At 58.9% G+C, this 21,292-nt stretch carries 19 protein-coding genes; 10 read left to right on the top strand and 9 right to left on the bottom strand.

Annotated elements, in window-relative coordinates; translation table 11 throughout:
• Positions 1 to 103 precede the first annotated feature (103 nt).
• The 3 genes from GOB82_RS10960 to GOB82_RS10950 all read left to right on the top strand — a co-directional run bounded on the left by GOB82_RS10960 (position 104) and on the right by GOB82_RS10950 (position 3,881).
• Positions 104 to 1,246: a cation diffusion facilitator family transporter gene (locus GOB82_RS10960; RefSeq protein WP_166123008.1), complete on the top strand. Its 1,143-nt coding sequence runs from the start codon at positions 104 to 106 to the stop codon at positions 1,244 to 1,246.
• A gap of 122 nt (positions 1,247 to 1,368) precedes the next feature.
• Complete coding sequence (locus tag GOB82_RS10955) at positions 1,369 to 2,361, top strand: cation diffusion facilitator family transporter (protein ID WP_166123006.1); 993 nt, start codon at positions 1,369 to 1,371, stop codon at positions 2,359 to 2,361.
• Positions 2,362 to 2,501: 140 nt separating this feature from the next.
• Positions 2,502 to 3,881: a chloride channel protein gene (locus GOB82_RS10950; RefSeq protein WP_166123004.1), complete on the top strand. Its 1,380-nt coding sequence runs from the start codon at positions 2,502 to 2,504 to the stop codon at positions 3,879 to 3,881.
• A 57-nt stretch (positions 3,882 to 3,938) separates the two neighbouring features.
• Here GOB82_RS10950 and GOB82_RS10945 read toward each other — a convergent pair whose 3' ends face one another.
• Both GOB82_RS10945 and GOB82_RS10940 read right to left on the bottom strand, forming a co-directional pair.
• On the bottom strand, positions 3,939 to 5,801 hold the full coding sequence (locus GOB82_RS10945; protein WP_166123003.1) for a Hint domain-containing protein: 1,863 nt from the start codon (positions 5,799 to 5,801) through the stop codon (positions 3,939 to 3,941).
• A 165-nt stretch (positions 5,802 to 5,966) separates the two neighbouring features.
• Positions 5,967 to 7,883: a Hint domain-containing protein gene (locus GOB82_RS10940; RefSeq protein WP_166123001.1), complete on the bottom strand. Its 1,917-nt coding sequence runs from the start codon at positions 7,881 to 7,883 to the stop codon at positions 5,967 to 5,969.
• Between the two features lie 573 nt (positions 7,884 to 8,456).
• Between GOB82_RS10940 and GOB82_RS10935 the strand changes: the two genes are divergently transcribed.
• The 3 genes from GOB82_RS10935 to GOB82_RS10925 all read left to right on the top strand — a co-directional run bounded on the left by GOB82_RS10935 (position 8,457) and on the right by GOB82_RS10925 (position 11,896).
• Positions 8,457 to 9,449 carry a CobW family GTP-binding protein gene (locus GOB82_RS10935; RefSeq protein ID WP_166122999.1) on the top strand — a complete coding sequence of 331 codons (993 nt, stop codon included), beginning with the start codon at positions 8,457 to 8,459 and terminating at the stop codon, positions 9,447 to 9,449.
• Positions 9,446 to 10,498: a WD40 repeat domain-containing protein gene (locus tag GOB82_RS10930; protein WP_166122997.1), complete on the top strand. Its 1,053-nt coding sequence runs from the start codon at positions 9,446 to 9,448 to the stop codon at positions 10,496 to 10,498. The genes GOB82_RS10935 and GOB82_RS10930 overlap by 4 nt, the downstream gene beginning before the upstream one ends.
• A gap of 111 nt (positions 10,499 to 10,609) precedes the next feature.
• The gene (locus tag GOB82_RS10925; RefSeq protein WP_166122995.1) at positions 10,610 to 11,896 is read left to right on the top strand and encodes an NAD(P)/FAD-dependent oxidoreductase; all 1,287 of its coding nucleotides are present in this window, start codon (positions 10,610 to 10,612) and stop codon (positions 11,894 to 11,896) included.
• A gap of 265 nt (positions 11,897 to 12,161) precedes the next feature.
• On the opposite strand, the gene GOB82_RS10920 is transcribed toward GOB82_RS10925, so the two are convergent.
• Complete coding sequence (locus tag GOB82_RS10920; RefSeq protein WP_166122993.1) at positions 12,162 to 12,368, bottom strand: hypothetical protein; 207 nt, start codon at positions 12,366 to 12,368, stop codon at positions 12,162 to 12,164.
• 203 nt (positions 12,369 to 12,571) lie between these two features.
• Here GOB82_RS10920 and GOB82_RS10915 point away from each other — a divergent pair, with 203 nt between their 5' ends.
• The gene (locus tag GOB82_RS10915; protein WP_166122991.1) at positions 12,572 to 13,351 is read left to right on the top strand and encodes a MerR family transcriptional regulator; all 780 of its coding nucleotides are present in this window, start codon (positions 12,572 to 12,574) and stop codon (positions 13,349 to 13,351) included.
• Between the two features lie 41 nt (positions 13,352 to 13,392).
• Here GOB82_RS10915 and GOB82_RS10910 read toward each other — a convergent pair whose 3' ends face one another.
• Positions 13,393 to 13,593 carry a hypothetical protein gene (locus tag GOB82_RS10910; protein ID WP_198911972.1) on the bottom strand — a complete coding sequence of 67 codons (201 nt, stop codon included), beginning with the start codon at positions 13,591 to 13,593 and terminating at the stop codon, positions 13,393 to 13,395.
• A 128-nt stretch (positions 13,594 to 13,721) separates the two neighbouring features.
• Here GOB82_RS10910 and GOB82_RS10905 point away from each other — a divergent pair, with 128 nt between their 5' ends.
• A complete protein-coding gene (locus tag GOB82_RS10905; protein ID WP_166122987.1) occupies positions 13,722 to 14,639 on the top strand; it encodes a hypothetical protein in 918 nt (305 codons plus the stop codon).
• A gap of 43 nt (positions 14,640 to 14,682) precedes the next feature.
• Here the strand turns inward: GOB82_RS10905 and GOB82_RS10900 are convergent, their stop codons facing one another.
• Positions 14,683 to 15,309 (bottom strand): DUF1826 domain-containing protein, encoded by a 627-nt coding sequence (locus GOB82_RS10900; protein WP_242007362.1) that lies wholly within the window; start codon positions 15,307 to 15,309, stop codon positions 14,683 to 14,685.
• 83 nt (positions 15,310 to 15,392) lie between these two features.
• On the opposite strand from GOB82_RS10900, the gene zigA reads away from it, so the two are divergent.
• Together zigA and GOB82_RS10890 are read left to right on the top strand one after the other, a co-directional pair.
• Positions 15,393 to 16,634 carry a zinc metallochaperone GTPase ZigA gene (gene zigA, locus GOB82_RS10895; protein ID WP_166122983.1) on the top strand — a complete coding sequence of 414 codons (1,242 nt, stop codon included), beginning with the start codon at positions 15,393 to 15,395 and terminating at the stop codon, positions 16,632 to 16,634.
• Complete coding sequence (locus tag GOB82_RS10890) at positions 16,621 to 16,968, top strand: DUF6525 family protein (protein WP_242007361.1); 348 nt, start codon at positions 16,621 to 16,623, stop codon at positions 16,966 to 16,968. The genes zigA and GOB82_RS10890 overlap by 14 nt, the downstream gene beginning before the upstream one ends.
• Before the next feature lie 152 nt (positions 16,969 to 17,120).
• Here the strand turns inward: GOB82_RS10890 and GOB82_RS10885 are convergent, their stop codons facing one another.
• From GOB82_RS10885 to GOB82_RS10870, 4 genes are all read right to left on the bottom strand, one after another.
• The gene (locus GOB82_RS10885) at positions 17,121 to 18,251 is read right to left on the bottom strand and encodes an acetoin dehydrogenase dihydrolipoyllysine-residue acetyltransferase subunit (protein ID WP_166122981.1); all 1,131 of its coding nucleotides are present in this window, start codon (positions 18,249 to 18,251) and stop codon (positions 17,121 to 17,123) included.
• A gap of 3 nt (positions 18,252 to 18,254) precedes the next feature.
• Positions 18,255 to 19,283, bottom strand: a complete 1,029-nt coding sequence (locus GOB82_RS10880; RefSeq protein WP_166122979.1) for an alpha-ketoacid dehydrogenase subunit beta — start codon at positions 19,281 to 19,283, stop codon at positions 18,255 to 18,257.
• Positions 19,284 to 19,477: 194 nt separating this feature from the next.
• Entirely contained in the window at positions 19,478 to 20,443 is a 966-nt protein-coding gene (locus GOB82_RS10875) for a thiamine pyrophosphate-dependent dehydrogenase E1 component subunit alpha (RefSeq protein ID WP_166122977.1), read from the bottom strand.
• A 355-nt stretch (positions 20,444 to 20,798) separates the two neighbouring features.
• Positions 20,799 to 21,292: GIY-YIG nuclease family protein (locus GOB82_RS10870; RefSeq protein ID WP_206752400.1), on the bottom strand; the 494-nt coding region annotated here is incomplete at its 5' end.

Here is a 21,292-nt window from a genome sequence, read left to right as displayed (position 1 = left end):
GGCGCGACCTTTATCACATGTGATAGACAGAGAAGGAGTTTCCCTATGCCGGACAGCGCTCTGACGCAACGGGCACATTCCCGCCACCCCGCAAGGACAAGACATGTCTCAGCCGCCGTCCGCCTCTCTCCCCCCTCACCCGGACCATACCGCCTGCACGGCGCACGACCATGCGGACCACATCACGCAGGCCACCGGGGGCGATGCGCACGACACCCATACGCACGACCACGACCACAGTCATGGTCACGATGGGCATGGTCACGATGCGCACGATCACAACGGACATGATCACCACGGTCACAATCATGACGGGCACGACCATCACGGATTTGGCCACCATCATGCCCATACCCCAACATCGTTCGGGGCGGCATTTGCCATAGGGATCGTGCTCAACACCGTCTATCTGGGGGCGGAAGCCTTATGGGGTGTGCTCTCCCACTCGCTGGCGCTGCTGGCGGATGCGGGGCACAACCTGTCCGATGTTCTGGCGCTGGCGGCCGCCTGGATGGCCCAGCATCTTTCCGCAAAATCTCCCTCCGCCCGCTTTACCTACGGGCTGCGGCGCTCCTCCATTCTGGCGGCGCTGGCCAATGCCATCATTCTCATGCTCGTAACCGGGGGTGTTGCGTGGGAGGCTATCCAGTCCCTGTTCCACCCCGGACCGGTGGCGGGCAAGACCATGATGATCGTGGCCGGTATCGGTATTCTGGTGAATGGAGGCACGGCGCTGCTGTTTGCCTCCGGCCATAAGAACGACATCAATATTCGCGGGGCCTTCCTGCATATGGCGTCCGATGCCGTGACCTCGCTTGCCGTGGTGGTTGCAGGCGCGCTGGTATTGCTGACAGGTCTGACATGGATAGACCCCGCCATAAGCCTTGGCATTTCCGTGCTGGTGGTGATGGCCACGTGGTCTCTGTTGCGGGATTCTCTGGATATGGCGCTGGATGGCGTGCCCCGCTCCGTGGACCGCGAAGGCGTGGAAACCTTCCTGCGCACCCAGCCCGGTGTTGCGGACCTGCATGACCTGCACATCTGGCCAATAAGCACCACGGAGACAGCTCTCACCGTGCATCTGGTGCGCACGGCCAGCCTTCCCTCCGGGCAGACGGAAACCCTGCTGCTGCAACGCACGGTGGAAACCCTGCGCACCCGCTTTGGCATTGTGCACCCCACCGTGCAGATCGAAAGCGCGGACTACCACCCGCCCTGCCATCTGAAAGACCCGCACACGGTCTGACCCGCGCCGCGTCCCCTCCTCCGGCGCAAACGGCCCGCAGCGCCTGAGGGCCAGACCACCAGAGGGCCAAGGCGCGCACAACGGTGCTGCGTTTTCATCCCTGCTCTGCTATCAGTCGGCCCATGCAAGTTCCTCTCCCCGCAAGCAACAAGAGCATTGCCCTGTTCAGTCTGGCCGTCAGTGTGGTGGCGCTGGCGCTGAAATATGCCGCATGGGCTGTCAGCGGCAGTGTGGCGCTCTATTCCGATGCGGTGGAAACCATCATCAATGTGGTATCCGCTCTTGCCGGGCTCTGGGCGCTGAGTGTTGCGGAACGTCCGGCAGACCACAACCACACATACGGGCATTACAAGGCGGAATATCTCTCCGCCGTGGCGGAAGGCACGCTGGTACTGGTGACAGCGCTTGTCATCGGGCGGGAAGCGGTAGAAGGCCTTTTACACCCGCACCCGACCACCGCGCCGTATCTGGGCATCCTGCTCAACGCCGCAGCCACGCTGGTCAATCTGGCATGGGGGCTGACACTGGTGCAGGCGGGCCGCCGCCGCAGGTCCCCCGCCCTTCAGGCCGGCGGCCAGCATGTGCTGTCCGACGTCTGGACAGGAGCCGGGCTTGTGGTGGGCATGCTGCTTATTCCCCTCACCGGCTGGATCTGGCTGGACGCCGCCCTCGCGGGACTGATTGCCCTCAACGTGCTGCGTGTGGGCTGGGAGATGATGCGCGACTCCATCGCCGGACTGATGGACGAAGCCCCCTCCTCTGAAACGCTGGATGATATCCGCGATATCATCGCCACCAACGGGCGCGGCGCGATTGAGGCTCATGACATCCGCACCCGCGTGGTCGGCGCGATTACCTTTCTGGAATTCCATCTGGTCGTGCCGGGCAGCATGACGGTGGAAGAAGCCCACACCATCTGTGACCGGATTGAAGCGGGCCTGCGCACCCGGATGGGAGACACACTGGTGCATATCCATGTGGAGCCGGACAACATGGCCAAGCATGAAGGCATTGTCTTCTGGCCACGGCCAGAAACCCCAGAAACCGCAACGCCCGCCCCGCAGGTTTTACACGCCTCTATAGCGCCCGAAACTCCGGGGGGATGCCCCGAATAATGTATAGTCTTCCTCTTCAGGACGCATTTTATTGAGATAATGCGCTTATGCGGTCATACAATGCTTTCCTCGCCGGGCTGACGTGCTAGAAGGCACTCGTTCTCATCAGGCCAATTTGTCAGGCCGGTCAGGAGAGTTTCATGCCTGCCAGCATGCCCGTCACGCCCACCCAGCTTCGTCATTTCCACCAGCAGGCCAAAGCTGGAACAGCAAACTGGCGCCGGAAGCTGATCTACTGGTCAGGGGCCGTCATGGTTGGCGTGGTGGCGGTGGCCTTTGCCTTTCTGGCAGACCGCGCAGCTGGCCTGCGCAGCCAGATTATTACCGCCAGCCCTTGGCTGATGCTGGTGATCACCCCAAGCGGACTGGCCCTCTCCACCTGGCTGACGCGCAAATGGTTCCGCGGCGCACAAGGCAGCGGCATTCCGCAGGCCATTGCCTGCATGCATCTGAATGATTGCCGTATTGTCGATAAGGTTCTCGCGCTGAAAATCGCGTTCGCCAAAATCTTTCTGACCAGCCTTGGCCTGCTCTCGGGTGCCTCCATCGGGCGTGAAGGCCCGACCGTGCAGGTGGGCGCGTCCATCATGCACACGGTCGGGCGCTTCATGGGCGTGCATGATCCCGTCAAGCAGCGCGCCCTGATCAAGGCCGGAGGAGCCGCCGGGGTGGCTGCCGCCTTCAATACCCCGCTGGCCGGCATCGTGTTCGGTATTGAAGAACTGGCCCATTCCTACGAACAGCGTACCAGCGGCACCATGCTGACCTGCGTGGTGATCGCGGGGGTGACCGCCATCGCCATGGAAGGGAACTATACCTACTTTGGCCATACCAGTTCCGTGGTGCCGGTAGGGGCAAGCTGGCTGGCCGTGCTGGCCTGCGGGGTGCTGGGCGGGCTGAGCGGTGGCTCCTTCTCCGCGCTGCTTATCCGGATTTCACGCGGGCTGCCGGGCACCCTGGGCACGTTCGCGGGGAAGCGCCCGGTTCTGTTTTCCACCCTGTGCGGGCTGGTTCTAGCCGTGATCGGGCTGCTTTCCGGCGGCATGACCTATGGGACCGGATATGTGCAGGCGCGGGATATCATCATGGGGTCAGGTGACTATCCGGCATCCTTTTTCGTGCTGAAATTTCTGGCCACCATCGTGTCCTTCTGCTCCGGCATTCCGGGTGGGCTTTTCGCGCCATCCCTGTCCGTAGGAGCTGGCATGGGCGGCTGGGTGGCGCAGTATCTGCCCCACACCACACCGGGCGCCGTGGTGCTGCTGGGCACGGTGGCCTATTTTGCCGCCGTAACACAGGCCCCGCTGACCGCCACCGTGATTGTCATGGAAATGTGCGATAACCAGCAGATTACTCTTGCCCTGCTGGCCAGCGCGTTTCTGGCGTTCGGTGTGTCCCGCGCCCTGTGCAGCCACGCCCTGTATGGTGCGCTGGCGGTGCGCTTCCTGCGCTCGGCAGATCCGCGCCCCAATTCCTCAACGCCTCCCACCCCGGCAACAGACACCATAGGGCGGGCGTAAAAAACATAGGCTGTGGCCCGGCGCGCAGGCAGCCGGACCACACACTTTCAGGCTCTCTCAGAGCACCGCGGACGATGTGACAGACGCTGCCGTGCGAACGCGATACGGCCCACCCGCCAGCACCTCGATGGACAGAAGCCCCAGCGCATCGGGCTGACGCACACCCAGTGAGAGTGCCGCGTCGCCATTGGTCCAGCGCGCTGTCTGCCCGGCTTCCGCCGCGTGCCAGCCCGAGCCAGTCACTGTGCCCACAGCAGGAGCCACCGCACTGGCGGGGGCCACCCCATCCTGAAAGATCATCTGCCCGACCAGAACCCCCAGCATACGCCGGTCATCCACAAACGGGCCAAGCACATCCACCGGACGGCTGGCACGGGAGACAAGGCGCACCGCCTGCACACCCGGGGGCACCATGAACACCACGCGGCCGTTCTGCATGCGCGTTTTTCTCAGCACCGCTCCATCTTCTGTCACCAGATGCAGGCCTGCATCCGCATCAAAGGCAGGCTGTGCCACCGGGTGTGCTGCCCCGGATGCGCGTCCCGCAGCGTCCGCCAGCTTTTCCGCACGCTCCGCCAGACGCCGGTGCAGCGGTTCCACCACCTCACGCGCCGTCACCAGCGGTGCGGCGGCGTTCTCTGCCCAGCAGCGGGCCAGACCCGGCAGCCGCACCACGGTTCCAGCCTGATGGAAGGCCCGGCGGTTACCCGTATCCAGATAGCTTTCCGTCAGCGTGCCATCCGCCATGATCACCGCATGCTGTTCGGTTTCCACATGGTAGTAGGTATAGGTGCGCATGGTTGTGTCATAAAAAATGCTCTCGCCATTCACCAGCATGCGCGCGGGTACGAACTGCCCTTCAAAATACAGGCAGTGTTCCGGGGTCACCAGCAGATCCTTGCTGGGCACGCCCTCCGCAATGGCGTTCTGCCGCACCCGCACCGGCCATCCGGCTTCATCCTGCGGCAGGCCGGGGCGGACCTCAGCACGCTGGAACCCGACCCACACCACAGGCTGCGCCACGGGCTGGCCGGTTTCAAATGTCAGAAGGCTATCCCCTACCTGAATATCTTCAATCGCCACATCGCCCTTGTCCGTGCGCAGAAGCGTGCCCGCCAGGAAGCAGACAGACCCCACAGCTTCGATACTCAGAGAAGAACCATCACTGGAAACTGTCAGCGGGCCAACGCCATTTGCAGAATATACGCCCGTGGCAAAGGTCTGTCCGGCAACCTTCACATCTGCAATCTGCTTACCCGTGACATCAAAAACCTCGATAATCTGCGCGCCGGATACATTCTGAATGGAATACTCAACAGGCGCGGCGGCCAGATTCTCAAAAGAGATATAGTCCTTGGCGCTGTTGAACCCGTTGATGGTAGTGGATGAGAGATCCAGCAAAGCCCCCCCGGCATTCGCCACAAATGTCCCACCACCTGCACCAAAGTTGATGGTTGACCCTGTCAGCAACCCGATCAGACCACCGCCATTACTGAACGTCCCGCCATTGGTCAGATTGATGACCGAGCCGGAGAGCGCCCCCAGAACCACATTGCTGCCCAGTGTTGCCTTGCCACCATCCACATTGACGGTCACGCCGCTCAGCGCGGAGACATCCGTGTTGATTGTCGCGGTTCCCCCCACGTAAACCGTAACACCCGTCAGGGCAGACAGCAGCGTGTTGACCGAACCGGTAACACCCGGCGGCACGACATATGTGCTCCCTCCCAGGCCCAGAATGGAAATAATGGAGAGCGCGCCGCCATCTTTTGTCAGAACCTGCCCTGCACCGATATTCCCCAGATTTGTAACGGTCCCGTCCGGGTCCGTAATTGTGACATCATAAGAAACTACCAGCCCCAAGAAAGTATGAGGAACAATTGAGTATACAACCCCGGAATCATTGACAAAATCTGTCATAATTCAATCTTTCTTTAAAGAAATGCGCCAAAAGCCCATTCACTTCTTTAAATAAGATCACTTAATTCCCGGTAAATTGTTTGGAAAAAAAGAGCAGTCCTAAAAAAAAGCCCGGCACATGTGCCGGGCCTTTCCTGCGCTCTGCGCGCAACACGCCAAATCCTGTTATGCGCGCAGGGTTTCCTCGCTCTCCGCCTCGCCACGCACCAGATACGGACCACCACCGAGAATCTGAATGCGGAGCATCCCCAGGCTTTCCGGTGCCCGCTCAGGCAAAGGCAGCAGCGCCTCTCCCGTGGTCCAGCGCCCGAACGTATCCTCCTGCCCGGCCCAGCCTTCCAGAGCAGCTTCCTCCTGATGCAGGGTAACAGGCTGGCTCTTCCCGGCACTCAGCAGCGTGATCTGCCCCACGCACACGCCCAGATGCCGCCGGTCATTCACAAACGGACCCGTGACATCACATGGGCGGCTGGTGCGAGAGATGATCCGCACAGCCTTCACCCGCGCAGGCAGCATAAAAAAAGCCTGTCCGCTTTCCTTCCGCACCATGCGCACCCGCTGGCCGCCCTCTGTCAGCAGATGCAGGTCGGCGTCCTCTGTCAGCACAGGGGCGGCATCCGTGGCGGGAAAGCCAAGGCCTTCGGCGCGCGCTGCAATCTGGCGGAAAATAGGTTCCACCCCATGCCGCGCCACCATGAGCGGTGCCGCCGCGTGCTCCGCCCAGTTCAGTACAGTGCCCGCACCAATACGGGCCACTGTGCCCTGCTGCCGGAAGCTGTCACGGTTACCGGTGTCCAGATAGCTTTCTGTCAGCATGTTACTGGCCATGATCACGGAATGCCGGCCCGTTTCAATATGGTAGTATTCGTACGTCGTCACGCTCCGGTCGAACACAATGGAGCGGCCATTCACCAGCATACGGGCCGGTATGAACTGCCCTTCAAAATACAGGCAGTGCTCTGGTGTTACCAGCAGATCACGGTCCGGCACGCCAGGGCTGATGGCGTCTTTCAGAACACGTACGGGATACCCCGCCTCATCATCCGGTACGCTGTCCCGCACATGGGCCACCGCTTTTCCCGTCCACACAACAGCGCGGGATACGGCTTCACCCCCTTCAAATACCAGCACGCTATCCCCCACCGCCAATTCTTCCACCGCCTTCACGCCATCCGGCGTGTGGACCATGGCCCCTGCAAGGAAGCAGGCACCGACATAGGTATTCCCGTTCGCATAGGTGATCTGAAGCGGGTTGCTGACCATGTTCGGGGAGTTGACCGCATCATATGCTCCATCGGGCAAAGAAACACCCGCAGCCGGGTTCACCGCATATTGTGCGACAATATTGGTCGGTGAACCGTTATAAAGTATAATGAGTTTTTGTGAGCCGCTGGTGCTGATCGTATAGCCGGTAATGGTCTGAACCGTGTTCTGAAGCTCGATGGCATCCCGTGACGGATCATAATTATTGAACGTCACGCCCTGAACGCCATTGCTGGCCAAAAGGCTGAGCACCTGATTATCCGCATTCAGGATCAGCGTGCCACCCCCTGTCTGAAAATTGACAGTTGAACCGCCAAGAATATTAATCAACCCGGCAGATCCTGCATAGGTGCCGCCATAACCAATATTGATGGTTGAACCAGCCAGCAATCCTGCCACCAGATTCCCGGAGAAGCTTGCCGTTCCACCGTAAATATTGACGGTATTTCCTGCTAGCGCGTTGACAAGAATATTGATATCCGTGTTGCCACCAATATAATACGTGTTACCACTTACTGCATTGGCAACAATACTGATCCCGCCGGTGCTGCCGGGCATCGTGACATATGTTGCCCCTACCACGTTCAGCAGGGTGGTAATGCTGGTGCTGCCTGTCACGACATTTCCGGTTGGTGCGACAGAAAGACCAAGAATTTGGATCCCCGTGGTCAGACCGTTCAGCGTTTGCAGAACTGTTCCGTCACTCCCGGTAATCGTGACGTTATAGACCGTTGTGCCCAGAAGGGGGGGCACGCCAATATCTGTGGATGTTGCCGCGTAAACGAGTCCAGACGCAGTTGTCCCGCTATAATTAGTCATGTCCGACTTCCTTATATTTTATGTCAGAACAACAAAGAGGGTTTTTATTCTATATTTGATAGACATATTCTTTTCCCGAATAAAAACCCTGAAAAAATCAGGTTCTTTGCCAACCCGACTTCGTTAAAAACAGATTTACATTGTTCATATCCAATGAAATTTTATTAACTTTATTCCCTATTTCGTGAAATTTTATTTTCCCCTGCAAAATCAAAGCTTTCACGCACAGCGCACATCTATGTTATTTATATATAAGAGAAATTTCCGCTCTTCTTTCTTTCGGAATCGAACAGACAACACCCACAAACCAAGACTCGGCCCAAAAAAGCCATTTTCCCGCCCACCAAAAGCCCGACATAAAAACGCATTCCATATTGTTTTTATCGCGCACAAACAAAAGTATAAATTTATAAACATTACTTGTTTTACCCCCTGCCTCGCCCGCCCCCCCTCTTCAGGAGGGTGCCAGGGCGCCGAGGGCCAGGGCGCGGCCCCTCTCCTGCCCTCTCTGGCCCTCAGGGCCCTGGCACCCTATATAAAAGGCACGAACACGCTAACGGAGGCCTTGTCTTCATGTCCGATACGCCCCTTTCTTCCGAGCCTGCGAACGCGCTGGTGCCGGTCACGGTCCTCACGGGCTTTCTGGGCGCAGGGAAAACCACCCTGCTCAACCACATTCTCACGGCAGAACACGGCCGCAAATACGCCGTGGTCATTAACGAATTCGGTGAACTGGGCGTGGATAACGACCTTGTTGTCGATGCCGATGAAGAAGTGTTCGAAATGAACAATGGCTGCATCTGCTGCACCGTGCGCGGAGACCTTATCCGCATTCTCGGCAGCCTGATGAAGCGCCGGAACAAGTTTGACGGCATTATTATTGAAACCACCGGTCTGGCAGACCCGGCTCCCGTGGCGCAGACCTTCTTCGCGGATGAAGACGTACGCGCCAAAACCCGGCTGGATGCCGTGGTGACGGTGGTGGATGCCTACAATATCGAACAAACGCTGAAGGAAAGCCCGGAAGCACGCCAGCAGATTGCCTTTGCGGATGTCATTATCCTCAACAAGACCGATCTGGTGGATGAAGCCCGCCTGAAATCTGTGGAAGACACCCTGCGCGGCATCAATGCCCTGGCCCCTATCCACAAGGCCCAGAAAGGCAATGTGAAGCTGACGGATGTGATGGATGTCGGCGGGTTTGACCTCCAGCGCATTCTGGCCAGCACGCCGGATTTTCTGGAAAACACGCACCATCATCATGAGGAAGACCTCACCAGCGTTTCCCTCACGCTCAAGACCCCGCTGGATGCCGGCAAGTTCCAGATGTGGATTGGCGCACTTCTTCAGGAAAAGGGGGCGGACATCCTCCGCTCCAAGGGCATTCTGAATTTTGAGGGCCAGCCAGACCGTTTTGCCTTTCAGGCCGTGCACATGATGGCGGATGGCAACGCCATCGGCCCCTGGAAGGAAGGAGAGGAGCGCATCTCGCGTCTTGTCTTTATCGGCCGCAACCTCAACCGGCCCCAGCTTCGGCGCGGGTTTGAAAGCTGTGCCGTCGCATGAGCAGTTCTTCCACACTCCGCGGGCTGATTGAAAAACGCGGTGCAACACGCACCGTGGAAGGCCATATCACCGCCTGCGCGGCCTCCCACGATAATCTGCGCTTCGCCTTCACCACGGCGGAAGGGGATGTGATTGTTGCCCACCGGGCGGATCTGGCGGACCCGGCAAGCTGGGCCACCTATGCCGTGCATGATGGCGCAGCCCTTGCCCTGGCCCCGGACACGGACCCTTCCGGATTTCTGACAGGCGGGGATGACGGCCGTCTGTGCCGCCTGAACATGCATGGCGAAATTGACGAACTCGGCAAAAGCCGCCGCTGGGTGGACCATGTGGCCTCCCACGTGGATGCCAAGACCGCTTATATTGCCAGCGCGTCAGGCAAGGTGGTGGAACTGCGTGACGGCCGGGGTGAGACACTGCTGAAAACGCTGGAACATCCCTCTTCCGTGACCGGCATCGTGTTTGACACCAAAGGCAAGCGCCTTGCGGCATCGCACTATAACGGTGCTTCCGTGTGGTTCACCCAGCCTAAAAGTGAAAGCGTGCGCACACTGGAATGGAAGGGCAGCCACACCGGCATTGCCATCCATCCGGCAGGAGAAGCGCTGATCACCACCATGCAGGATAATGACCTGCACGGCTGGCGCCTGTCTGACGGGCACAACATCCGCATGAGCGGGTACCCCACCAAGGTCAGATCCATGTCGTTCTCCCGCACGGGAAAATGGCTGGCCACCAGCGGGGCGGATGTTGTGGTGATGTGGCCCTTCTTTGGCGGTGGCCCCATGGGCAAGCCCCCGCTGGAACTGCCGGGCATGGGCGGAGCGCTCTGCACCCGCGTGGCGCATAACCCGGAGCAGGATATTCTGGCCGCCGGGTTTGCGGATGGGTCCGTCATCATGATCGAGCCTGAAACAAAACGGGTTCTGCCTGTCTGCCTTGGTGCCGGTGGAGCCATCAGCGCGCTGGCTTACAGCCCGGATGGCTGCCTGCTGGGGTTTGGAACAGAGGACGGGCTGATGGGCCTTGTGGATCTTTCCGCAGGCTGAGCAGGCCGGCCAGCCTGCGAGAAGACAAATGCGCGGCCTCACCAGGCAGTGTGCCGCGCAATTCTGTTCCGCTGCTGAGACTTGCGGAATACGATGAAGGATAGTGACATTATGAGTGATCAGTTTCGGTTGGTTATCGTGGGGGGCGGCATTGCAGGCCTGGCACTCGCCACACGATTGGGAAACAGCATGGGCCGCGCAGGCAAGCTGGATATCACTTTGGTGGATAAAGGGTTCAGCCATGTCTGGAAGCCCATGCTCCATTGCTTTGCCGCCGGAACCGCACGAAACGAGAATGACCGCATTACCTTCATCTCCCACGCAGCGGGCCATGGTTTTCGCTTCTGCTATGGGGAAATCTCGCATCTGGACCGCGCAGCCCGCAGGCTGACCCTCGCCCCGCTGCGCGAGCAGGATGAAGACGAGGTTATTTTGGAAGAACGGCACCTTGAGTATGATGCCTTGATTTTTGCCATCGGCAGCCGTGCGAATGATTTCGGCACACCGGGTGTCAAAGACCACTGCATTTTTCTTGATAATGTTGTGGAGGCCAACAACTTCAATGAACGCTTCCGCCATGCCGTCCTGCAAGCCTACGGACGCGGAACACCGATGGACATTGCCATTGTGGGCGGTGGCGCCACCGGCGTGCAGCTTGCGGCGGAACTGCACAAGGCGCTGGATATCGGCTCTCTTTACAACTTCACACCCAAAACACCGGAAATGCGCGTAACCCTGCTGGAAGCCGGACCACGTATCCTGCCTTCCTTCCCGGAAAACGTCTCAGAAGAAGCCCACAAGCAGCTTGAAGCCCTGAATATTTCCGTGCGCATCGGGGCCATGGTCAGCGGTGTGGATGAAAAAGGCTTTATCCTGAAGGATGGTTCCCGCGTGGATGCACAGTTCCGCGTCTGGGCCGCAGGGGTGAAAGCCCCGGATGTCACCCGTGAGATGGATGGTCTGGAATGCGCCCGTGGCGGACAGCTTGTGGTCAAACCCAATTTGCAGACCACACTGGATGACCGGATTTTTGCTGTGGGTGACTGCTCCTTTATTACGGAGCACCCTCTGCCCCCCACAGCTCAGGTTGCCCGGCAGGAAGCCCACCATCTGGCACGGTATCTGCCACAGTGGATTCTGAACCAGACTCCTGTTCCACCCTTCACGTTCAATAACAAGGGCGCGATTGTTGCCCTCGGCAACTATAATGGCTGGGGTGCCTTTCCTGATGGCAAGACCTTCGGCGGTGGCACCCTGCGCGGCCTGAGCGCCCGGCTTGGCCATACGGCTCTCTATCGCCAGCATCAGTTTGAACTCTACGGTGTTGTGGGCGGTGCTATTGCCTGCCTGACCGACTGGCTGGACCGCTTTGTCCGCCCCGCTGTCCGGATGGACTAAAGCGTAAGAACGCCCCCCGCAGCCTGCACGGGGGGCGTTTCTGCTTTTCACAGGCCTCTCTGGTGCAAGCCCCTCCAGGGCGGCTTCACCAAAGAACCTTATCTCAGTGCCCGCTCCGGGCCACTTTCATGGGCCGACATCACTCCGGGCCTGCCATGTGCAGCACCCGGCATCCTGCCGCCCTGTCCTTCCCTACGCTGCCGTAAACAAGACCCGGCCAGACAGAAAAGCTTATCAGAGAAAAATCCTTTTAAACACGCAGGTTTTACAGATACCGCGCACTCCCGTTATTCAGACTGTCAATGAAGGACTCACATGTGAGTTCGACAACGTCTCCTGCCGTAGTTTTCAGGCGCACCTTGCAGTCCCCATCATTCATGGTGCCCAGCATCACGTAACGGGTGCCGGCAATCTCAACGGTCCTCTCCGGTGTAGCGGTCATGGCAATCCCTTTCAGCGCAACGGCTGACATCTGATGTCAGCCCGGTTCTGTCAGGAAGAGTGTCTTGCAGGTTCCCGGTCTCGCCCTTGATCTCGGTCAAGAGTCCATCCCTGCCACTGCTTGGCGGCAATGCGCTGACCACATGCGAAAATTTCCGCAAACCTCTTTTTTCCGCTTGCTCCTGACACTGTGTCAGCATGGCATATGGGAGGCAGGGTCTCAAAGGAGCAGAGATGGGGCAGTTTCTATCAATCGGGAACATTGCACAGGCCTGCGGAATGTCCATCCGCAGCCTGCGCCATCTGGAAACACACGGGCTTATCCAGCCGGTTCGGACAGAAGCCGGGCGGCGTGTTTACAGTGAAGAGCATGTGCATCAGCTTTCCAGAATTCTGCTCCTGAAACGCGCCGGGTACCGGCTGGGTGACATCGCCCGGATTATCCAGAACCAGACGCTGGACCCAAAAGCCCTGCTCGACGTCCAGATCACCTGCCTCACCCGGCAGAAGGCCGCCATCACACGCGCGCTTTCCAGTCTGAAAGAAGCACGCGCCCTGCTACAGGCACAAAAGCATCTGGATGCTACGGGGCTTTGCACCCTCATCCGTGAAGGAGAACGCCTCATGATGCAAAAAGCCATGCATCCCGTACTGGATCAGTATTTCATCAAAGCCGACAAACAGCGTTGGGAGGAACTCGCGCAAACCCTTTTCCCGCCAGACAAACAGACACTGTATCAGCAGCAGTGGAGCACCCTGATCACCCGCATTGAAACCGCGATGGAAACCGGTCTTGATGCCACAGCCCCGGCGGCAAAAGCGCTGGCGCAGGAGTGGCTGGCCTTGCAGGCTCCGCTGGCCGAGGCCCTCAGGCCGGAACACTGGGGTCGCGCAGCAAAAATGTATTCTGAAATGGACCAATGGAAAACCGAGGAGCGCACCGCACCCTTCAGCAAGGAGGTTTACATCTTCATCTCCCGGGCCGCCAAGGCTCTGAAAAATCCTGAACCCTGAAGGCACAATGCCACCTGCGTCACGCCTGAGGCTCCAGCATCTCAGCCTGCCCCTGCGGAAGGCAGCAGGCGGCTCCGCTCCTGCAGGGTCCGTGTTTCCCGGATCAGCTTTTCAAGGCAGGTCGGGCAGAGGCACTGCGCCACTGCACGCTCTGGCAAAGGGATATCATGCGGCTTTTGCATGCACCAGCACGCGGCATCTGCCGTGCAGGAAAACGCTGCTCCGCACTGCGCACAGTCCATGCTCATCCTCATTCCTGCGTGGCATTCCTGTTTTTACAGGCTACCATACCGCATCCCTCCGTGCGCTGCCGTTCTTTTTCCGCTCTATTCAAGAGAGGCCCGCACGGCGCGCGCAAAGGAAGCAGATCATGACACTGAAAACCTTGAAGCTTCTAGCCTTCTGCCTGACTGCCTCTCTTGCCACACCAGCTCTGGCCGCGCTGGCCTTTGTTGCCCCCGCTCCAGCCCTTCATGCCGCCGCGCCGGAGACAACACCCCTCCCCTCTTCGCCTCTCCTTGTGCCGCCACATACAGAGAGCGAACCGGCAAGCCATGCGCCGGCCACCCCTCCTCCCGCCGCACAGACACCACACCCCGCACTGGAGAATTATCGCCTTTCCGGAACTCTTGGGCCTTACGCCATCGGGGCTACGCTCTCTGTCCTTCCTGATGCAACACCAGTCGAAGCCCATTATTTCTATGTGACGCATCTGGTTGATATCCCGCTCTCCGTGCAGAGATCCGGGGAGCAAATTGTGCTCAGTGAAGCCGATGGAGGCCGCTTCACCCTGCATTTTGAAACCAATGACCCCAAAGCCCCGCATCCGCTCACCCTGTACACAGCTACCGCGCTGACCGGAACATGGCGCAACGGCGCAAAAACCTACCCCGTGACACTCCAGATCGTCTCTTCGGATACCCTTGCCCCCAACGCGCTTTATGCAGCGGTTACAAACGCGCCGCCTCCCGTGTTCGAGGCCATGGTGCAGCGTTTTATCCGCAGCGCGCTCAGTAACAACAAGACCGAAACGGCAAAACTGGTGTCCTGGCCTCTTAATGTTTATACTTCGCGCCATCTCGTCATCACAACACCTGCCGCACTGGCTGCCGCATGGTCACGCATTTTCACCCCCTGCATGCGCAGAAGCCTTGAGCAGGCCATCCCGCATGAGATGTTCGTGCATGACGAAAAAGCCATGATAGCAAACGGCGCTGTCTGGTTCGACGCTTCAGGGGCCAGCACTGTGAATAGCACTATTTGCCCGACCACCGGAGCACCGCGCTAGACTCTCCGGCCGTTCACACCGCTCCACCTGAACGGGATCAGCCCTAAGCTCGCACAATCCTGCGCTGCCCCTCCGTCATTCCGCAGGCCTGCGGGGCATCAAGCGTCAGAACGAGCCGCTGGGTCGGCACCGGCAGGGTTGAAAGCGGGGGAGAGCGATGCTCCACCGCTCCCTCCGGCTGCCAGCCGGGGTAACAGCGCCCCTTGAGCAGCGCCACCGCACCTGTCGCCACCTGCTGAACAGGTGCTACCTCTCCTTCTGCCGCCATCCGCCACTGCACCGCAGGCCCCACATAGGTGCACAGCAGACGCAGCACCACATGGTCCACATGGAAGCGGCAGCAACTATCATCCGTAATCCGATCCAGCCGGAACCGCACGGCTTCCATTCCCGTGGCGGCGCAATAGCTGTCCGCCAGCTCCAGCGCATCCTCCAGCACCGCGCGCTGTGCCGGAGGAAAAACCGGCATAAGCTCGCGCGCCAGCTCGTCCGGCGTGCCTGCTGACAAAATCAGGGACGGCCCTCGCGCAAGGCAGGCCCGCGCCGCTTTTTCCAGATCCCGCCCCAGAGCGCGGGCAGCAACTGCAAGATGCCGGTCCGCCTGCCTGATGCCCAGAAAGGCGGCTTCAGGCGTGGGGTACGAAACTGACACGGCCGGGTTTTGCGCCAAGATTTGCATGGTCTTTCGCTTTGCATGAATGTTATGATATAACGTAACACATTATGATTTTGACCTGCAATCCGGAGCGCGCCATGTCTGAAAAACTTCCTGTTACTGTCCTGTCCGGTTTTCTGGGCGCCGGAAAAACCACGGTGCTCAACCATATTCTGAACAACCGCGAAGGCCGCAGGGTAGCCGTGATTGTCAATGACATGAGCGATGTGAATATTGATGCCGATCTGGTGCGTGAAGGCAGTGATCTCTCCCGCACAAATGAAAAACTGGTCGAAATGAGCAATGGCTGCATCTGCTGCACCCTGCGGGATGACCTGCTTCAGGAAGTGCGTCGTCTGGCAGATGAAGGGCGGTTTGATTATCTGCTGATTGAATCAACTGGCATTGCGGAACCTCTTCCTGTAGCCGCCACCTTTGCCTTCCGGGATGAAGAAGGCGCAAGCCTGCTGGATGTGGCACGGCTGGACACGATGGTTACAGTGGTGGACGCAGTGAATCTGCTGAAAGACTATGCCTCAACAGACTTCCTGAAAGACCGGGGCGAAACCGCTGGCACGGAAGATGACCGCGCTCTGGTGGACCTTCTGGTTGAACAAATTGAGTTTGCGGATGTCGTGATCCTCAACAAGGTTTCCACCGCCACGCCGGAGCAGCGGGCCAGTGCGCGGCAGATTATCCGCGCACTCAACCCGGAGGCGGATCTGATTGAAACAGACATGGGCACGGTGCCCCTCAGCCGCCTGCTGGATACCCACCGGTTTGACCACCAGAAAGCCGAGCAGCACCCACTTTGGTACAAGGAGCTCTATGGCTCTGCAGAGCATGTGCCCGAAACAGAGGAATATGGCATCAGCAGCTTTGTCTACCGGGCCCGCCGCCCGTTCATTCCTGAAAAATTCAAGGCTTTTATTGATACCATCTGGCCGGGTGTCGTGCGGGCAAAAGGGCATTTCTGGCTGGCCACCCGCCCCGAATGGGTGGGGGAACTCGGGCAGGCGGGCGCTCTGGTGCGCACGCAGGCCATGGGGCTGTGGTGGACTGCCATCCCCCCGCAGCACTGGCCGGAAGATGAGGACTGGAAAGCCATGCTGGTAAGCAAATGGGACCGTGTTTACGGAGACCGCAGACAGGAAATTGTTTTTATCGGTACACAGGATATGGACGAACACGCCCTGCGCGCCACACTGGATGCCTGCCTTGTTCCAAACGAAGGCAGCGCCCCCTTCCAGCCGGAGCTTTACGCCCACCTGCCAGACCCCTTCCCCGCATGGCGCCACCGGCAGCCGGAAGCGGAGGAAGAGGAAAATGCCTATGCCTGAACACGCCATTCCCACAAACGAGCGTACCCTCCGTCATGAAATATGGCGCCGTTACACCGGGGATGACTGGCAGGCTTTCGACAAACTCCCGCCGCTGGTGCGCCAGCGCGTGGCCGAACACGCCTATGATGCGTGGTCCGTCAATGTGCTGATGCTCTGGAACCACTACAGGCGCGTTTATGGCAATACGCTTCGGGGGCAGCGTGCGCTTATCCGTTATCTGGACTATTGCGAACGGCTGGAGCGGCAGGCTTTTGCCGCTGACTATACCAGCCACTACGGCACCGCCCTCCCGCATGATGCCGCCAGCGCCAGCATCCTGCGGAGTGCCTGAATTTTTCTGTGAGCAGAGTTCGGAAATATCATTCCGCATTGTCCTGAACACATCGCTCGCGCGACAAAAACAAAACAGGCATGGCGCTGAAACGCCATGCCTGCTGTTCAGTTCTCCTGCCGCGCCCCCTCAGGGGCAGGCTTGTGTCAGAATCAGGCGTTCTCTTCCAGAAACCCTTCAACAATCCTGTTAAACTCAACCGTTTTCTCAAGCTGCGGCATATGCCCAATCTCTGGCAGGATATATTTCACCACAGTATCCGGCGCATTTTTCGCACCGGCCACAGGCAGGATTTCATCTTCCTCCCCCCAGAACAGTCTGACCGGAACAGAGGCAGCGTCCAGCACCGGGCGCAGATCATCCGTCTGCTGGCCGTTTGCAAAACATGTCGCGGCAATCGTCCGCAAAGCCTCCCGCGCTCCATCCAACCGCCGCACTTTCAGCACGTTGTCCGCCATTTTGCGGCCCACCAGAGACTTGTCATGCACCAGCGCCTGAAGCGCCTGCTGCATATCCCGTGTGCGGTCTGACTCCACCATCGCCTTCAGGCTTTCCACATTCACCGCCCGCTCCAGCCCGGCAGGAGCTACGAGTGTCAGCGTCACGACAGAATCCGGAGCGTCACGCAGCAGGCAGAGAGCCACCGCCCCACCCAGAGAGTGCCCCAGAACGTGGGCTTTCGGGATATCGAGCGCCTGAAGCAAACCCGCGGCAGCTTCAGCCAAAAATGTGAGGGACCCATCTCCCACATCCTTGGAGGAAGCCCCATGCCCCGGCAGATCAAATGCAATCACCCGCTGGTGGCGGGCGAGCACGTCCTGATTCAGCATCCAGTTACTCAGATCACCGCCAAACCCGTGGATCAGCAGCAGGGGCGGGCCCTCTCCGCGCCCGACATCACGCACATTCAGGCGGTGTGCCCCCACCTCAACCATTTTCGGTTCGGAACTGGTGGCCTCGGCAGTCTCTTCCCCCTCTTCCGTGCTCTCAGCCCGGAAACTGGCAATAAAGGCGTCAATCTCGGCCTCCGGCACATCCGCATCGGCCACCACACCTAGAAGAGCACCCACCGGCAACGTTTCACCCGCCAGTGCAACCTGCCTGCGCAGAACGCCCGAAGCCGGGCTTTCATACCCGCTGGTGATTTTACTGGTCTCAATATCCGCGACTTCATCCCCTTCCCGCACTGCACCGCCGGGGGCAATGGTCCAGGAAGAAAGCTTGCCTTCCGTCATAGCCAGACCGAATTTGGGCATTGTCAGGGCTGTCATTACATATGTCATGGTTCAGGCGACCTCAGGCGTTTTCTGCGTCATGACGGATTTTACCGCCGCTTCAATTTTTTCAGCGCTGGGCATGTAAAGTTTTTCCAGCGGCGTGGAAAACGGCACAGGCGTGTGCGGCGGCACTACACGGCGGATGGGAGCTTTCAGCGCACCAAACGCATGTTCGGCCACCAGAGCGGAAATATCGCAGGCCATGTTGCAGCGCGGGCTGGATTCATCCACCACCACCAGACGCCCCGTGTCTTCCACACATTCCAGAATAGTCTGCTCATCCAGCGGAGACGTCGTGCGCGGGTCCAGCACCGTGCAGGAAATACCCTGTTTGGCCAGACGGTCCGCCGCCTCATTCGCCATGCCCACCATGCGGCCAATGGCCACAATAGTCACATCACTGCCCTCACGCGTCAGGTTCGCCTCGCCAAACGGGATGGTATAGGCTTCATCCGGCACATCTTCCTCATCATCATACATCACCTTGTTTTCAAGGAAGATCACCGGGTCATCATCCCGGATGGCCTCAATCAGCAGCCCTTTGGCTTCATAGGGGGAGGACGGCACCACCACCTTCAGGCCCGGAATGTGGGTAAAGAGTGGATACAGCGCCTGACTGTGCTGCGCCGCCGCATTAAACCCCGCCCCATACATGGCGCGGATCACCAGCGGTGTACGGGCCTTCCCCCCAAACATATAGCGGAACTTGGCGGCCTGATTCATGATCTGATCCAGACAACAGCCCACAAAATCAACAAACATCAGTTCCGCAACCGGGCGCAGGCCCGTCGCCGCAGCCCCGGCAGCCGCCCCGATATAGGAGGCTTCTGAAATAGGCGTATCCAGAACCCGGCTTTCACCAAATTCAGTCAGAAGCCCTTTGGTAACACCCAGCACACCGCCCCAGGCATCTTTCACACCGGAGGAGCCACCCTGCCCACCGGCAACATCCTCGCCCATCAGCACAACTGTGGGGTCACGCCGCATTTCCTGCCGCAGGGCTTCATTAATGGCCTGACGAAAGCTTTTTTTGCTCATCTTCTTCTACCTTCCGGGCCTGTTCAGGGAGAGGCGGCAGAGCATCTCCCATCGGCACATGTTCATGCGCCCTCTGCCCCATTGTTCCAGAATATCGTGTTCTGCCCAGTACCCGCCCCGCATCTCTCCGCGTCGACCACACTGCGTATCGTCTGTACAGAAGGAGGACTGCAAAGGCACTTTGGTAAATCCCGTCAGAATTTTACGTATACATCTGCCATCAGGTCGGCGTCCTCCGGCCATGGGGCCTGCTTGGCGGCCTGCACGGCACTTTCAATTTCATCCGCCACAGCGGCATCAATCTCATCCAGCGCAGAGCCTTCCAGGAATTTTTCCTGCTCCGCACGTTTGCGGAAGTTCTCAAGGCAATCATGATTTTTACGCGCTTCAGAGACTTCATCCGGAGCGCGATAGCTCATGGAGTCGCCTTCAAAATGCCCATACCAGCGGGCCAGATGCACATGCAGCATCACTGGCCCTTTGCCTGAACGCGCGTGCTCTATGGCATCCCGCGCGGCATCGTGCACGGCAAAGAAATCTGACCCGTCACACGCGATATACGGCATGCCGAACCCGGCCGCGCGGTCCTTCTGGGTGCCCGCGCAGGCGTAGGATGCCGCCGTGGCCTCACCATAGCCATTGTCTTCCAGCACAAATACGGCAGGCAGATTCCAGACAGATGCCAGATTGAGGCTTTCCAGCGTAGTTCCCTCATTTGAGGCGCCATCACCATAAAAAGCCACGGCTACACCGTTATCTTTCAAAACCTTATGGGAAAGTGCCGCCCCGCAGATCAGCGGCGGCCCGCCCCCCACAATCCCGTTGGCACCGAGCATACCCTTGGAAAGATCAGCAATGTGCATGGAGCCGCCCTTGCCCCGGCACACCCCGGCCTTGCGGCCATAAATTTCCGCCATCATGCCGCCAACATCCACACCTTTGGCAATACAGTGCCCGTGGCCGCGATGTGTGCTGGCAATAGTATCCTGCTCTGTAAGATTGGCGCACACGCCCACGGCGGAAGCTTCCTCGCCGCAGTAAAGATGCACAAACCCCGGAATTTCTCCGGTGGCAAATTCGCGATGCAGGCGCTCTTCAAACGCCCGGATGGTGCGCATTGCGCGGTAAGAATGAAGCAGGGTTTCTCTGGAAATCTGCATTGGCCACGTCCTTATTCATTCTGGTTCTGGCTTCCCACGGAAAGCCGGAACGAAACACCTTCACATACCACCACGTTGCAGCAGGCACCCGTAAAATTATGCAGAGCACGAATATGTGAATTTCCGTATCCCTATATCTGTCCGGACTGTAACGAAGCGTACGAGGCTGAATGCCCAGCGATACAGGCACTACCTCTCACGGAGATGACCCATGGATGATGGTTCCACCCGAACGCTGTCACCCACGCCACCAGCCGAACAGGCTCCCAAAAGAAGCATGACAGAACACGCTTCCCAGTCTTCACAACACGGCGGGGTGACCCTTCAGAAACAGCGCCGTGTCTTACCCAATATTTTATCGTCCCCTGCCACAGCGGTTCCACGTCGGCTGGAGAGCACGGATCAGACCGTCTTCCAGACCGGAGACAGGATCTATGGGCAACACACCCTTCAGTGTGAGGGTTTCCTCCGGCACGATCACATAAATATCAACACATGGAACGTGATTGAGCTTTTGCAGAAGAGCCTGGCGGATACGGCTGGCTGTTCGCAGACCTTTCGCGCTTTCATAATGCCGAAGCCTTCTGCGCACCCCACGCTGCGCCGAGCCGATATAAAGAACCTCATGCCCAACGGCATAGGCGTACACACCCGCTTCGCGTGGAACAACACCGCACCCCTGAAAAATAATCGCGCCATTCTGACCGGCTTCCCATCCCCCGATGCGCAGAAAACCACCTGGAGGGTTCGAAAAACCCCCTGGTTTTGAGAGCTGCTCTGTGATTCCATTTCCCTTGAGTTGATTGGGGGCATGGATCATGAAGCAGACTGGTTTCTTTGATGTTGAAG

Origin of the sequence: Acetobacter farinalis, assembly GCF_011516935.1 — a bacterium.
Lineage (GTDB): Bacteria > Pseudomonadota > Alphaproteobacteria > Acetobacterales > Acetobacteraceae > Acetobacter > Acetobacter farinalis.
Note: the sequence above shows the minus strand (reverse complement) of the source record. Positions and strands in the feature narration are given on the sequence as shown.

Bases quoted from the DNA above. Each gene is read 5' to 3' on its own strand.
- GOB82_RS10890 (WP_242007361.1), top strand. From the start codon at position 16,621: ATGCCTATGCCTGAACACGCCATTCCCACAAACGAGCGTACCCTCCGT.
- GOB82_RS10960 (WP_166123008.1), top strand. From the start codon at position 104: ATGTCTCAGCCGCCGTCCGCCTCTCTCCCCCCTCACCCGGACCATACC.
- GOB82_RS10915 (WP_166122991.1), top strand. From the start codon at position 12,572: ATGGGGCAGTTTCTATCAATCGGGAACATTGCACAGGCCTGCGGAATG.
- GOB82_RS10885 (WP_166122981.1), bottom strand. From the start codon at position 18,251: ATGACATATGTAATGACAGCCCTGACAATGCCCAAATTCGGTCTGGCT.
- GOB82_RS10945 (WP_166123003.1), bottom strand. From the start codon at position 5,801: ATGACAGATTTTGTCAATGATTCCGGGGTTGTATACTCAATTGTTCCT.
- GOB82_RS10910 (WP_198911972.1), bottom strand. From the start codon at position 13,593: ATGGACTGTGCGCAGTGCGGAGCAGCGTTTTCCTGCACGGCAGATGCC.
- GOB82_RS10930 (WP_166122997.1), top strand. From the start codon at position 9,446: ATGAGCAGTTCTTCCACACTCCGCGGGCTGATTGAAAAACGCGGTGCA.
- GOB82_RS10955 (WP_166123006.1), top strand. From the start codon at position 1,369: ATGCAAGTTCCTCTCCCCGCAAGCAACAAGAGCATTGCCCTGTTCAGT.
- GOB82_RS10950 (WP_166123004.1), top strand. From the start codon at position 2,502: ATGCCTGCCAGCATGCCCGTCACGCCCACCCAGCTTCGTCATTTCCAC.
- GOB82_RS10920 (WP_166122993.1), bottom strand. From the start codon at position 12,368: ATGTCAGCCGTTGCGCTGAAAGGGATTGCCATGACCGCTACACCGGAG.
- GOB82_RS10925 (WP_166122995.1), top strand. From the start codon at position 10,610: ATGAGTGATCAGTTTCGGTTGGTTATCGTGGGGGGCGGCATTGCAGGC.
- GOB82_RS10940 (WP_166123001.1), bottom strand. From the start codon at position 7,883: ATGACTAATTATAGCGGGACAACTGCGTCTGGACTCGTTTACGCGGCA.
- zigA (WP_166122983.1), top strand. From the start codon at position 15,393: ATGTCTGAAAAACTTCCTGTTACTGTCCTGTCCGGTTTTCTGGGCGCC.
- GOB82_RS10935 (WP_166122999.1), top strand. From the start codon at position 8,457: ATGTCCGATACGCCCCTTTCTTCCGAGCCTGCGAACGCGCTGGTGCCG.
- GOB82_RS10875 (WP_166122977.1), bottom strand. From the start codon at position 20,443: ATGCAGATTTCCAGAGAAACCCTGCTTCATTCTTACCGCGCAATGCGC.
- GOB82_RS10905 (WP_166122987.1), top strand. From the start codon at position 13,722: ATGACACTGAAAACCTTGAAGCTTCTAGCCTTCTGCCTGACTGCCTCT.
- GOB82_RS10880 (WP_166122979.1), bottom strand. From the start codon at position 19,283: ATGAGCAAAAAAAGCTTTCGTCAGGCCATTAATGAAGCCCTGCGGCAG.